At 60.0% G+C, this 13,950-nt stretch carries 10 protein-coding genes; 3 read left to right on the top strand and 7 right to left on the bottom strand.

Annotation, left to right across the window (positions count from 1 at the left end; genetic code table 11):
* Positions 1-54 precede the first annotated feature (54 nt).
* Positions 55-1,737, bottom strand: coding sequence for a methyl-accepting chemotaxis protein (locus tag AC0L3K_RS18995; protein WP_473366578.1), 1,683 nt, complete (start codon positions 1,735-1,737; stop codon positions 55-57).
* 312 nt (positions 1,738-2,049) lie between these two features.
* A complete protein-coding gene (locus AC0L3K_RS18990; protein WP_473366577.1) occupies positions 2,050-3,252 on the bottom strand; it encodes a YbfB/YjiJ family MFS transporter in 1,203 nt (400 codons plus the stop codon).
* Between the two features lie 123 nt (positions 3,253-3,375).
* Between AC0L3K_RS18990 and AC0L3K_RS18985 the strand changes: the two genes are divergently transcribed.
* Positions 3,376-4,260 carry a LysR substrate-binding domain-containing protein gene (locus tag AC0L3K_RS18985; protein ID WP_473366576.1) on the top strand — a complete coding sequence of 295 codons (885 nt, stop codon included), beginning with the start codon at positions 3,376-3,378 and terminating at the stop codon, positions 4,258-4,260.
* Between the two features lie 530 nt (positions 4,261-4,790).
* Here the strand turns inward: AC0L3K_RS18985 and AC0L3K_RS18980 are convergent.
* Both AC0L3K_RS18980 and AC0L3K_RS18975 read right to left on the bottom strand, forming a co-directional pair.
* Positions 4,791-6,143, bottom strand: a complete 1,353-nt coding sequence (locus AC0L3K_RS18980; protein WP_473366575.1) for an MFS transporter — start codon at positions 6,141-6,143, stop codon at positions 4,791-4,793.
* 102 nt (positions 6,144-6,245) lie between these two features.
* Positions 6,246-7,235 (bottom strand): NAD(P)H-dependent flavin oxidoreductase, encoded by a 990-nt coding sequence (locus tag AC0L3K_RS18975; protein ID WP_473366574.1) that lies wholly within the window; start codon positions 7,233-7,235, stop codon positions 6,246-6,248.
* Between the two features lie 112 nt (positions 7,236-7,347).
* Here AC0L3K_RS18975 and AC0L3K_RS18970 point away from each other — a divergent pair, with 112 nt between their 5' ends.
* Positions 7,348-8,286, top strand: coding sequence for a LysR substrate-binding domain-containing protein (locus tag AC0L3K_RS18970; protein ID WP_473366573.1), 939 nt, complete (start codon positions 7,348-7,350; stop codon positions 8,284-8,286).
* On the opposite strand, the gene AC0L3K_RS18965 is transcribed toward AC0L3K_RS18970, so the two are convergent.
* Positions 8,261-9,148, bottom strand: a complete 888-nt coding sequence (locus AC0L3K_RS18965; RefSeq protein ID WP_473366572.1) for a LysR family transcriptional regulator — start codon at positions 9,146-9,148, stop codon at positions 8,261-8,263. The two genes, AC0L3K_RS18970 and AC0L3K_RS18965, sit on opposite strands and share 26 nt — an antisense overlap.
* Positions 9,149-9,251: 103 nt before the next feature.
* Between AC0L3K_RS18965 and AC0L3K_RS18960 the strand changes: the two genes are divergently transcribed.
* Positions 9,252-10,751 carry a CoA-acylating methylmalonate-semialdehyde dehydrogenase gene (locus AC0L3K_RS18960; protein WP_473366571.1) on the top strand — a complete coding sequence of 500 codons (1,500 nt, stop codon included), beginning with the start codon at positions 9,252-9,254 and terminating at the stop codon, positions 10,749-10,751.
* A 507-nt stretch (positions 10,752-11,258) separates the two neighbouring features.
* Here the strand turns inward: AC0L3K_RS18960 and AC0L3K_RS18955 are convergent.
* The gene (locus AC0L3K_RS18955) at positions 11,259-13,457 is read right to left on the bottom strand and encodes a xanthine dehydrogenase family protein molybdopterin-binding subunit (protein WP_473366570.1); all 2,199 of its coding nucleotides are present in this window, start codon (positions 13,455-13,457) and stop codon (positions 11,259-11,261) included.
* 2 nt (positions 13,458-13,459) lie between these two features.
* Complete coding sequence (locus AC0L3K_RS18950) at positions 13,460-13,834, bottom strand: (2Fe-2S)-binding protein (RefSeq protein ID WP_473366713.1); 375 nt, start codon at positions 13,832-13,834, stop codon at positions 13,460-13,462.
* Positions 13,835-13,950 lie beyond the last annotated feature (116 nt).

Genomic DNA, 13,950 nt, shown 5'->3' with positions numbered 1-13,950 from the left:
GCGATGCCTTAGACTGGCTCCTCCGCCATGTCGTATCGGGCCCGGGCTGGTCGACTATGCTGCACGGAGGCTCGCCAGGAAGCGGTCGACCTCCGATCTCAAGCCGTCCGATTGCTGCCCCAGATCGTCTGCGGCTCCAAGGACACCGCTTGCCGCCTCGCCGGTCAGGCTCGCGGCCTCGTTGACGCCGACGATGTTGCCCGAAACCTGTTCAGTGCCTTGTGCGACCTGCTGAATGCTGCGTGCTATCTCACGCGTCGCGACCCCCTGCTCTTCCACGGCAGCCGCGATTGCGATCGCAATCTCGTTGATGCATGAAATCGTATCGCCAATGCCGTCAATGGCCTGAACGGCGCCAGCCATCGCGCCCTGCATTCCATGAACTTGCGCTGAGATCTCGTCGGTGGCGCGGGCTGTCTGGCTTGCCAGAGATTTGACTTCACTCGCCACCACGGCAAAACCCCTTCCAGCCTCGCCTGCGCGCGCCGCCTCAATGGTAGCGTTCAAAGCCAAGAGGTTAGTTTGGCTGGCGATTGCGCTAATTAGCTGAACGACATCGCCAATCTTGGAAGTCGCGGTGGCGAGCCCCTGCACGGTCTTGTTGGTTCGCTGGGACTCTTCCACCGCGTCTGCAGCCACCCTGGTTGACCGAGCCACTTGATTGCCGATTTCGGCAATCGAGGCAGACAATTGCTCTGTTGCGGAGGCAACCGTCTGAACACTCCTGCTCGCTTCCTCGGCTGCAGCCGCAACGACCTCGGATTGTTCGCTTGCCGTTTTCGCCGTGTCAGACATGCTTTGAGACGTCACCCGCATCGCGCCGGCAGAGTGCGAGAGAGATTCCAGGGACGTCCTCACCCCTTGCTCGAAATCGTCGGCCAGCTTGGCTTGAAGAAGCTTCTTTTCCGCTTCTGCCCTCAGTTTCATCGTGTCCTGCTCCTGACGCAGGCGACTGGATTCCAACATGGCCTGTTGAAATACTTGAACCGACATCGCCATCTCGCCGAGCTCATCCGCTTGGCCGAGTGCCGGAATGATCGATTCCGTATCGCCGCCCGCAAGCCTTCGCATGGCTGCGGTCAAGCCGGCGATCGGCCGGGTGATGCTGCGGCTGAGGAATATCGACAGCGCCAGCACAAGCACGAGGGCTACAAAGATGAGCAAAGACATCTGCCTGACTTGTGCGAAGAAGATCGCATCGATGTCATCCAAATAGATGCCGCCAGCAACAGCCCAATCGTAAGGCGCGAATCTGACGACATAGGCGATCTTCGGGAGCGGCTCGCCCGCTCCCGCCCGCGGGAAGCTGAAGGCCACGAATCCAGATCCCGCCGACTTCACAACATCGACCTGGAGGCGCGAGAAGTACACGCCGTTTGCATCGGCGGTATCTTTCATGCTCTTGTTCTGCAATTTGGGATTTGGATGCGCGACGAGGACTGAGTGGTTGTCAAGAGCGTAGAAGTAGTCGTCCTTCCCGAAACGCAGCGATTGCAGCAATTGTTTGCTTCGCTCCATTGCCTGCTCTTCGGACAGGCCGGCCTGTCTCGAGTTATTGTAATCCAGCTCTAGGGCTTGCTTCGCCAACAGTACAAGTTGCTGGAGTTTATCCTTCCTGTCTTCGAGCAAGCTGCTCTTGAGGGCCGAAAGTCCGGCCGCTGCGACTGCAGCAATGCCGAGTATCGAAAGGGCTACCATCAACATCAACTTGGACGAAATCTTGAGCTTGCGGAGCATGGCCTATCTTTCGGTTCCGGGCAGGTCGTCGACTGGACGGCTCCTCAAATATCGGAGATTGATAAAAATTGCCTTTAGAGACCCAGTGGATCATCTTGCGCATTGCCGAGATCAAAATCGCGGTGCAAGAAAAGCTGCAAACCTACTTGCAGGAAAACGCATCCGAGAAATGTGGTGACCCCGTTCATCACGAAATCAGATGAAGGTCATCTAGTCTCAAGATAACAGAATTCGGATTGCATCGGCCACCAGCAATATCTTGGGCGCGACCACAAACACAGTGGCGGATAAGAGGCCGTGCTGCGGCTGTTGCTAGTCCCGCTTTGGTGGCGAGGCCCACACCCCAACAAGGTCCATGAGAAAGGCAGCAGCCAGCGATGCAGCGCCGAGCAGGAATAACATGGTGTAGTCGCCTCCGCTACGGGCGAATGCAAAGGATAGACCGAATGCAGCCAGCGCCTGCATGATGGCAAAGCTCGTGGTCGCGGCGCTCCAGGCGACTTTCTGGCCCGTAGCATCGCGGGGTATCAGCTCATGAACACGGCCAAGTACGAGTGCGACGATCCCGGGGGTGAAAGCACCGATGACCAGGCTCGACATGGCGAGGCCGGGGGCGCCGAGGTGAAACACAGGTAAAGCAACCGCGATTGCCTGGACTGCGTAAGCAATACGCAGGGCCCGCCGAAAGCCGGTCGCATCGGCGAGACGGCCAGTGAGCAAGGGACCAATGATCGCGCCTACTCCGAACAGCACCCAGTATCGGGCGCCCGTCTGCAGACCCTGACCCTGTCCGCGGGCCACGAAATCGACGAGAAAGAGCATGTGCGGCACCAAGCCCACAGCATTAAGGCCATACTCTGCATAGAGGAGCCGCAGTGGTAGTGCCCCGCTGGGCTCATGAACGGGGGCCGGTGCCGCCGTGTTAGGTGTCGGAGGCCATCCGTTCCAGGCGATCAGAGTCAACACGAGGGCCAAGGCTCCAAGCCCGAACCAAGCTTGCTTCAGGCCGTGTTTGAGAAGCAACGGCACGATCGTACCCGAGGCCGCAATGCCGATGCCGACCCCCATGAAAATGATGCCACCGGCAAGGCCGCGCCGGGATGGAGAAATATGGGAAAGAACGGTTGGGGCAGCCAAGACCATGAGCACCCCGCCCGTGACTCCCGATGCTAGCCGCCAAGCAAAGAACCAGAGGAAAGAGATCGGAAACGCGCAGGCGATGAATGCGGCCGCTGCAAGTAGCATCATGGTTCGGATGACTAGGGCCGCCGAACCGATCTTGAGCATAGGGTGTGCCAGCAACGCACCAGCGAGATAGCCCGCGAGATTCGCGGCTCCTATATAGGCCGCAGCCGACGCCTCGAACCAGTGGGCTCCAACGACCGCCGGAAGCAAGGGCGTGTATGCAAACCGCGCCAGGCCAATTCCGACAAGGGTTGCGCACGACCCCGCTGCAGCTGCGCGCCATGGACTCAACGCCGGAGGGTTCCGGGATGCGACGTGGTGATCGTTCATGTACGCGCCCTCTAACGCGCGGTGAGATATAAAGCTTTCGAGCAAGCAGTAAAAATGATTTGATATGATAACTCCTATCTCGAAATGCGATAACCTGAGAAGCGGATTTGCAAAGGCACGCACATGGATCTCTCTGATCTCAAAGTATTCGAGGCGGTTTCGCGGCTTGGTAGCATGAACCGTGCAGCGTCTGAGTTGCATACGGTCCAGTCCAACGTCACCGCGCGAATTCGCATCCTGGAGGAGGAGCTCGGCCTGCCTCTATTTCAGCGTCACGCCCGCGGTGTGACGCCCACGCCGGCCGGGCGCAGGATCCTCCCTTACGTTGCTAAAATCTCAAGGCTTGTCGCGGATGCGCTCTCCGCTGCACGAGACGATGGAACGCCGAACGGCGCTCTTTTGCTAGGCAGCTTGGAGACGACCACGGCCTTGAGACTATCGCCCGCCCTGGTCAGGTTCGCGAAGGCATATCCCAAAGTAAGACTCGCTATCACGACCGGCACGACCGCTCGCCTTTTGAGTGACGTTCTCGAGTATCGCCTGGATGGTGCATTCGTAGCCGGTCCGATCAGGCATCCCGACCTGGAGCAGGAGACCTTCTTCCGGGAAGAACTTGTCCTTGTCACGGCACCATCCATCCGGACCGCGAAGGAACTGATCGCCATCGAGGGTCTAAAAACAATCGTGTTCCAGATCGGCTGCTCGTATAGGCAACGGCTGGAGACCAGCTTGGCGGAAATGGGCATCGCCACCGCCCTTCCGCAAGAGTTCGGCTCGCTCGATGCCATCATCAGCTGTGTCTCTGCGGGCCTCGGCGTCACACTTCTGCCGAGAGGCGTTATCGCTCCTGCGCTGCAAGACGGCAGAGTCGCCGTCCATAAATTGCTGCCGGCCCGGGCTATGGTAGAGACCGTGTTCGTGCACCGGAAAGATGTCTACGTCTCAAGTGCGATGAAGGCCATCTTCGATCTGATCAGGTCGCATTCTAAGTCCAAGAGGGCGGCCTGATTAGCGCGGCGTGATTAACACGGCCGTTGGCCTTCGAACTAGGGCACCAGGCCGGCACCAGGTGCGCAGTTGACGGTTTCGAAGATCTGCCCCTGTTCGGGTACAACGAACGACTCAAGCGGCGTACGTAGCTCATTTTTCCTACCGACTTGCGGTACCGCGCCATTGCGGCTCGGGGAAGCGGGCTGGGTGCGGGGTGATGACCAGCCCAATTGTCATTTGGCTCGCAGTTGGATATGCGCCGCCTTCACGACGATCCTGGTCCGCTCAACAGCACCATCTCGCTAGTTGGGTCACACTGGTGAACTTAGCTGGTAGAGAAGCTCAACGGCACATACGCTGAGGTGGTCGGGATGCCACGGTCAGTTCCACTGGCCGGGCATGTGGACGAATCGCGTCGTAGCCGCCGGCCTATCCCAGGCTGCAAAGCTTCCGAACGAGCGGATCAGTGTCCGCCGTTCGCGCGTCGTCTTGCTCGCGTTCGCCGCCAGCGGGTCAAGTGCGGCACTCGTAGGCCCCATTGCCTAGGCTCAGGCGAGCTGCTGTTCCGCAACAGGGCGACCTCCGAGTTCAGAGGAGTCGGTCGCTGCTGCCCGAGGCAGGCAAAACACATTCACGATCGCCGTCATCAGTGCGATTGCGATAGGGTAAATCAGGCCCGCGTAGATGTTGCCAGTGTAGCTGACGAGCGAGAGGCCAATTAGCGGAACGAAGCCCCCGAATATTCCGGTTCCGATATGGTAAGGTAGGGATAGCGAGGTGTATCGCAGCCGCGCAGGGAAAAGTTCGACGAGAAACGCGGCGTTCGGCCCGTAGACAAGCGCAACGAAGACGAGTTGCGCCAAAATCAGAGCGGTGATGGCAAGGTAGTTGTGGGCCGCTGCCGCCGTCGTGATTCCCATGTAGATCGGAATGTAAAGGGCCGCAGCGAGAAGCAGTCCAGCGACTATCAAGGGCCGGCGTCCGATGCGGTCCGAAACAGCGCCGCTGACGACGATCAGAGGTGTGCCGATCGCTAAGGCAACCGCGACACACACGTTCGCGGTAAGGAAGTCCACTTTGAGGACGCTCTGCAGGAAATAGAGCGCATAGAATTGTCCAGTGTACCAAACGCAGCCCAGACCAGCTGTTGCGCCGAAGAGAGCGTAGAGCGAGTAGCGAAGGCCTTGCCCCGAGCCGAAGCTTTCCCGGATGGGCGCGCGCGAGACTTTGCCGGCCTGACGCATCTGCTCGAAAATCGGTGATTCGCTCAGCTTCATGCGCAAATAGATCGACAGCATGAGCAGAAGGGCTGATAGCAGAAACGGGATGCGCCATCCCCACGCCCGGAATGCCTCTTCTCCAAGTGATAACCTGCACGCGAGCACGACCAGAATCGCTACGAAGAAACCAACTGTCGCTGTGGTCTGGATAAAGCTTGTGAAAAAGCCGCGACGGTTTGCTGGAGCATGCTCTGCGACGTAAATCGCGGCCCCGCCATACTCGCCGCCTATGGCTAGGCCCTGGACGAGGCGCAGTACAACCAGTGCTATGGGCGCAGCGAACCCGATATCGGCATATGTCGGCAGGAATCCGACCAAGGTGGTCGAAATGCCCATCAAAACCAAGGTGAGAAGGAAAGTGTGCTTGCGCCCGAGACGATCGCCTAGGCTACCGAAGAGAAGGGCGCCGAACGGACGAACGACGAATCCGGTTGCGAAAGTAGCTACACTGACCAGGAGCGCTGCCGTGGGGTCGTTTGGAGGATAGAAAAGAGTTGAAAAAAATACGGCCAGGCTGCCGTACAAATAGAAATCGTACCACTCGATGACCGTGCCTGCGCTGGAGGCCAGTACTATGGTCCAGATGCCCGGAGCTCGGGCATCCACTTTCGGGTGGCTCATGGGAGTCTCCTTCGCAGTTTTGGCAAGCGGGTTTTGTGGCGCGGACGTCAGAGCGCACGCGCTGTCGTCACCTGGCAAATACGTAGAAAGCTGGCGGCTTGCTTACGCGGCGATCGAGCGATGCGTGGGCGCGTAGCGCGAAAGACAAGCGCTGGCTTCTGTCGAGATCCGCTTCACCAATTCACCAGCGGTTGGGATGTCATGAATCAATCCGATACCCTCGCCAACGGTGACATTGGCAGTATCATAGTCGCCCGATGACCAGGCCGCTTCGACGCGCTGCAGCTCCGCCTCTTGGAGGTTACGCAACTCGTCCTCCCGGCCATGCCACTGCTCGATGAAGCCATTTTTCATGAGCCTGCCGGTGTATTCTGAGGGCCATGGCTTTTTGCGGACGACGTCGTAGACACGCGTGCGGATTGTTTCGTCGCCCGTGGCGGTCACCACCTTTTCCTTTGCGTTACGATGGATCACCGACTCTTGCGTGGCCCAAAAGCGCGTCCCCATCAACGCGCCATCGGCACCGAGCATCAGCGCTGCGGCCACGCCGCGTCCATCGGCGATGCCGCCTGCAGCAACCACGAGGACATGAGGAGCCCTTTGTGCCACCAGATCGGCGACAGCTGGAACGAAGGGCATCGTCGAACGCGTCGTTAGCCCGTGGCCACCTGCCTCGGTGCCTTGCGCTATCACGACGTCGGCCCCGACATCGATGGCGCGCTTCGCGTGTTCAAGTGTTTGTACCTGACAGATGAGCGGAATACCCGCCTGCTTCACCTTCGGTGCATAGGGTTCGGGATCTGAGAATGAGAGCATGATCGCCCTGTTGTGCCGCTGCAAAGCAAGATCGAGCAGACCAGGATCGTTTGCCAGAGCCCATGTGATGAAACCGCATCCAACGTCCGGGCGGCTCACCTTGGCCGATTGTTCTTCGAACCAGGTCCGGTTCGCATAACCGCCGCCCAGCATGCCCAACGCGCCGGCCGCGGAAACGGCCGACGCCAGTTCGCCGCCGGAGGCGGGGTCCATCGGCGCCAATATGATTGGATGCTCGAGTCCAAAAAAGTCGGTCAATCTCGTCTTGATGCCCATTTTCCGTCCTCGCTCAGGCGCGCTCCGCCTTTTCCATGCAAACGCTAGATCAGTCATTGACAACGGAAAAGTGATTAGTTTTGATCAAAGTCATCATTATGGGAGATGACCTATGGACAGCACCGATCTCAACTTCTTTACGGCGGTGGCAATGGCGGGCGGGATCGGCCGGGCGGCAAATGAGCTCCACACTGTGCAGTCCAATGTGACGCAGCGGATTCGGGCACTCGAGGTTCAGCTCGGTGTCCAACTTTTTCATCGATCAAAAAAGGGAGTGACGCTGACCTCGATGGGGAGCAGGCTGCTCCCTTACGCCAATCGGATCAGCGAGCTTTTGGCAGAGGCCCAGCGCGCGGTGAAGGACGAGGCCTTCCCAAGCGGCGAGTTGCGCATCGGTTCGATGGAGACAACGGCGGCCTTACGGTTGCCGCCTCTGCTTACGCAGTATGCGATCGCCTATCCCGACGTTGACGTTCAGATCGAGACCGGCCCTACGGCGGTTCTCGTCGACAATGTGGTTTCCCGCAAACTGGATGGAGCTTTCGTCTCCGCACCGATCACGCACGGCGAGCTCGCCTGCAAGCCTATTGTGGAGGAGGAGCTGGTGCTGGTGACGTCACCGATGGTGTTGTCCGCTCAACATCTTACCAAGTTCCTGGCAACAGGAAGCGGCCGCAAGGTGATCGTTTTCCGCGCGGGCTGCTCCTACCGTCAGCGCTTGTCGGAATATTTGGCGCATCGTGGTTTTGTCGACTTGCGCTGGATGGAGATGGGAACGCTCGATGGTATCATCGGCTGTGTCGCGGCATCGGTCGGCATTTCGCTCATTCCACGTGTTGTGGCGGAGCCGGCCGAACGGCAGGGCTTGATCCGGCTCCATCCATTGCCCAATGGCACCGGCACAGCGGTCACCGTGTTTGTTCACCGAAAAGATACGTTCGTCTCGTCCGCCCTGCGGGCGTTCATTGAATGCGCCGGATCAGGAGCGAAGCTCGAAGCTGTTCCGGAGCGATCTGCGAGCGTGGTCAAGACGCCTCGAAAGATGACCTAGCAGCCTTCACGGAGGAAGCGATGAAGCGGTGTACCTCCTGAACTCTCCGCGTTTCATGCGTGTCAGGATGAGAGGTGAGCCAGTAGTTTCGCACGAAGCGTAGATCCGGGAGCAATTGCCTGAGCTCGGGGTAGCGCCTGGCCGCGTAATCGTGAAGAATGCCAACGCCGTGGCCAGCTCGCACCGCCTCCATCTGCGCAACGACGCTTCCGCATTCGTAGCGGCGCGACATGAGACGGCCAAGAGTCGATGCGTAATCCAAAGCACGGCTATAGACGAAATCCTCAACATGCGTGACGAACAACCGCCCTTGAAGTTCGGCCTGAGTTTTGACTGGTCCTTCCCGTGCTAGGTAACTGTCCGCCGCGTAGACGCTAAGAGTGTAATCAGTCAATTTTGAAAGGATGAGCCGCCCCTGCTTGGGCCGCTCCAGCGTGATAGCGATGTCGGCCTCTCGCCTCGACAACGAGAAGGTGCGTGGAAGTGGGACGAGCTGAATTACCAGCCCGGGATGGCTTGCGGCCAGTGCGCCCAGACGATCGGCCAGGAAATAATTTCCAAGTCCGTCCGGCGCGCCGACCCGCACCGTACCGGTGATCGCCTCGCTCCTCGCTCCGATGCTGGAGCCCACCTTTAGAAATTCGCTTTCTGCGCGCTCGGCCGCAGCGAGCAGAGCCTCGCCGGACGCCGTCAATGTGCAGCCAGACGTGTGCCTTTCGAGCAATTTGGTTTTCAGGCTACGCTCCAGCGCTGTGAGCTGGCGAGCGACCGTTGCATGATTCAGGCGCAGGTTCTTTGAGGCCTTCAGAATCTGCCCGGCCCGCGCAATCTCGAGAAATATCCGGACCCGCTCCCAATCCATCGGCTATACTTTCTGCACAACGGAGCCGCTAATTCGGCTGTTGAAGCGCAATTCTATGCGCTCCATACGGGACTTGATCAAGCTCTGATACAGGAGAGAGTCCATGGCGGCGACTATTCCGAACTTCATCAATGGTGAGTTGGTACTTAGCCCGAGCACCCGCACTTCGCTCGTCTACAATCCGGCCACCGGCGAGCAATCCGCAACGCTTGGCCTGGCTACGGCGCAAGACGTTCAGGCCGCAGTCACGGCGGCTCGGAAAGCCTTTCCGGCTTGGGCAAACACCCCTCCGCTGCGGCGCGCGCGCATCCTCAACCGCTTTCTGCGGATCATGGAAGACAGGATCGACGAGCTCGCCGAGGCCATCACCGCTGAGCACGGCAAGGTGCTCTCGGATGCAAAAGGCGAGATTCAGCGTGGCATGGAGGTCGTCGAATTCGCGACCGCGGCACCGCAACTCCTTAAGGGAGAAGTCACCGAAAACGTGGGTACCCGCGTTGACAGTTACTCTTTGCGTCAGCCGCTTGGAGTGGTCGCCGGAATTACACCGTTTAACTTTCCAGCCATGGTGCCGCTGTGGATGTTTCCGGTGGCGCTCGCATGCGGTAATAGTTTTATCCTGAAGCCCTCGGAGCGGGATCCGTCAGCGTCGCTCATTCTGGCGCAGTGGTTGAAGGAGGCCGGGCTGCCAGACGGCGTCTTCAACGTCGTGCACGGTGACAAGGAGGCGGTGGACGCCATCCTGACCGACCCCGGCATCGTCGCCGTCAGCTTTGTGGGCTCCACTCCGATTGCCCGCTACATCTACGAGACCGCCACCCGCCACGGCAAGCGCTGCCAGGCTCTTGGCGGCGCCAAGAACCACATGATTGTCATGCCGGACGCCGACATGGACCAGGCCGTCGATGCGCTGATGGGTGCGGCCTATGGCTCTGCTGGCGAACGCTGTATGGCGATTTCGGTGGCGGTCCCCATCGGGGATACCACAGCCGATCGGCTGATCGAAAAGCTGGCGCCCAAGGTCCGCGCCCTGAACATCGGTCCAGGTACTGATCCCGAGGCTGAAATGGGCCCATTGGTGACAAAGCCCCACCTTGACAAGGTCCGGGGTTACATCGATGCGGGCGTCGCAGAGGGTGCAAAGCTGATTGTCGACGGACGCGACTTCCGGCGCCAGGGCTATGAAAACGGATATTTCATCGGCGGAAGTCTATTTGACCGCGTGACCACCGACATGAAAATCTACCGTGAAGAGATCTTCGGTCCGGTCCTCGCGGTGGCACGCGCCAAGTCTTATGACGAGGCAGCCGAGATGATCAACAACAATGAATTCGGCAACGGCACTGCTATCTTCACAAGGGATGGTGACGCGGCCCGTCAGTTTGCGCACCAAATTCAGGTGGGAATGGTTGGCATCAACGTCCCGATCCCGGTGCCGATGGCGTTCCACTCGTTCGGTGGTTGGAAAGCATCTCTTTTCGGCGACCACCACATGCATGGTCCCGAAGGAGTTCGATTCTACACCAAGCTCAAGACGATCACGACAAGGTGGCCGACCGGTATCCGGTCAGGCGCCGAATTTGTAATGCCAACGATGAGCTGATCTGTCGAAGCAGAGGGCCGTGGACGCTTACCACCGCGCCTTCTTGCCTCAACTTTCAAATTCGCTTCTTGCGTCGTGGCGAGCGGCTGATGTCTTTTCGTGCTTGCCGCGCGTCAAGCAACAGCGGCACTAAAGCTTATGTCCCTCGTAGACCAGCTCGTCCATGACGGAGAGAACAGCGGATTCAGCAATAGAGATAATCTCGTCGATTCGGATTTGGTGATGAACAGCGCAGACGCGAAGCCCAAAATATCGCCACGCCTGGATAGATCTGGGGAACATCCCGGCCTTGCCGCACTTTCACTCACAACCAGCATTTTTTTAGCGCGCATAGGCGATGACGGGATTTGAAACCGTGAGCGCTTTCCGATGACGACGTTATGTATTCCTGCTCATCGTTTTTCCATCTTGTGATTGTGCAGAACTGACGGGCTGTTCCGGGTAGGAACCTTTCAGGCCTCGGTCGCGCAGCGCGAGGGACGTTCGTATAAAGGTCGACTGGTCTTCTTACTTGGCTAGCGCCTCCCTGACTCTGGCCGGCGTGAATGGAATCCGGCGCAGCCGCCGGCCCGTAAGGGTGAAGAATGCGTTACCCACGGCGGCGGCGACCGGCCCGATCATTGGCTCGCCCATGCCTCGCGGTTTGCCGTCGAGGCCGAGAATGCGCACCTCGATCTCGGGCGTTCGGCGATTCGTGATGAGCGGGTAGCGGTCGAAGTTGCTCGGCTCAATGACGCCGTCCTTGACTGTCATCTCTTCGATCAATGTGGAGCTCAACCCCATGACGATCGAGCCTTGCGCCTGCGCTAGAGCGCCATCGGGGCTGATGACGAGTCCGATGTCAACCGCGCCGCTCGCGCGGTGTACCGTGATCTCGCCATCGGGCTCGATGGAGATCTCCGCGACCATGGCCGCGATCGCATCATGGTAGTCCGTCACCGCAATGCCGCGCGCGCGCCCGACCGGCACGGAGGTGCCATAACCACCGAGCTCCGCGGCCGCCATTAACGTGGTTCGGATTCGACTACTGTAGGAGGAATCGTCGAGGTGGTCGAGCCTGAACTGCAATGAATCGGCGCCGGCCACCGCCGCAAGCTCGTCGAAGAAGCTTTCGATGGCAAACGTGTTCGCCAGCGACGCAAGCCCGCGCAACGATCCAGTTTGGACGGGAAGGTGAACGGTGTTAACCCGCGTTTCGTAGTGCGGGATTCCACGATAGTGATTGATGCCGCTCATCCAGATGCCCGGGTCCGCGCCCACAATAGGCTTGAGCGGTGTAGGTAACATGCTGAACAAAACCTCGCCGCTCGCGACGTTGTGGGACAGGACGGAAATTCGCCCATCCTGGAGCACCGCGCGCATCAGATTCCGTTGTGCCGGCCGCACGGGCCCGCATCGCATTTCCTCCTCGCGCGTCCAGCCTACATGCACCGGCCGTCCCGTCGCCTTCGCGAGACGCGCAGCCTCCGGGCCGCTGTCCAAGCCCATCTTGCGACCGAAGGAACCGCCCAGATAGAGGTTATGCGCGGTTATGCCCTTGGGCTCAATGCCGAGAATCTTAGCGATCGCGTCGCGACTGGGTTCGAGCCCCTGTGCCGACACAAAGATCTCCTTGGCGACTGGATCGACAAGCGCTGCTTCGGGTTCCAATTGCGCTTGAACCGCGAAGGGCGTGACATATTCGGCCACGATAGCTTGCTCGTTTAGGGCGCCCTCGCCCGCGCCGCGTCGCCACACCGACGTACACGCTTCGCTGTCGGTCACGAGCAGCGCCTCGATCTCGTCTTGATTCCAGCGCCTCCCTGTGTCCCACTCAACCGACAAAGCCTGCGTGGCACGGCGGGCCTGCTCGCGAGTGCGTGCGGCGACGCCAGCGAAACCTGCTTTGACATTGATCACGACCGCTTCCACGCCCGGCATCGTCTCGGCCCCGCCCGCGGCGGCGGAGACCATCCGCGCCTCGATCGTCCGCGCGCGCGCGACTGCGCCGTAGAGCATCCCCGGCCTGTGTACGTCGTAGGCATAGACCGGCTTGCCGCGTAGCTTGTTCTCAAAATCAATTCTCGGCACGACCTTGCCGATGTAGGTAAAGTCAGAGGGTGACTTCAGAACAGGTTGATCAGGTGGGTCCGGCCAGACACTTACTCCGTCAACGATTTCGCCGAACGTCAGCCGCCGGCTAGGATCCGCTTTGAGCCTTACGACGCCGGCGGCAGCTTCTAGTTCTCCGGGGGGGACGCCCATCTTGCTGCCCGCCTCACCGATGAGTAGGGCTCTCATAGAGGCCGCCGCTTGGCGCAGGTGGTCATAGGAAGACATCACCGAGAAGCTGCCGCCGGTAGTGCTCGAGTCAGGCGGTCCGAAAGCCGTGCTCGACGGACGCACGTCCATCTGCTCCCACCGCGCTCCGAGCTCGTCGGCCGCAATTTGCGTCAGCGCCGTGTGAATGCCCTGACCCATCTCTATCTTGATGACGTTGAAACGTACGACGTCGTCCGGCGTGATTTCGAACCAAGCGTTAGGATCTGCCGTTGGTCCGCCTATACCCGCACTCATCATGCGCTCGATCTGTCCGGCAACAATACGATGTATGCTGTCGCGGCCGAGCGCGGCACCGAGCACGAGGCCCACGCCCGCAACTCCCGTGCCGATGAGAAATCCGCGTCGAGTGACGCGCAAACGCTTCCCCGTGGCTTGATCAGACATTCTTAGCCCCGTAGCAGATCGGCCGCACGCGCCACGGCAGCACGCACGCGAACATAGCAGCCGCAACGGCAGTAGTTGCCGTTCATCATGCTAATGATCTCGTCGCTAGTCGGCGCGCTGTTGTCGCGCAGCAGCGCAGCGGCTGTCATGATCTGCCCAATCATGCACCAAGCGCATTGCGGCGCCTGCTCGTCTATGAAGGCCTGTTGCACGGGGTGCAGCGGGCTGCCATCGCCCGCCAGTCCTTCGATCGTGGTGATCTCCGCGCCCAACACGCTCGCCACGGGTGTCACGCAGGAACGCGCCGGCCGGCCGTCGATGTGGACGGTGCACGCGCCGCAGATGCCGGCACCGCAACCGTACTTCGTACCCGTCAGGGCGGGGCCCGCGCGCCCCGCCCCCCCCCCCCACCCCGGCCCGGGGTGGGCCCGCCGCGCGCGTGGAGCGCCCGGATATTTAAAGTGGGTTGCTCACAACCCACCAAGAGCACGCC

Source organism: Bradyrhizobium sp. MI1.10, assembly GCF_055811035.1.
Note: the sequence above shows the minus strand (reverse complement) of the source record. Positions and strands in the feature narration are given on the sequence as shown.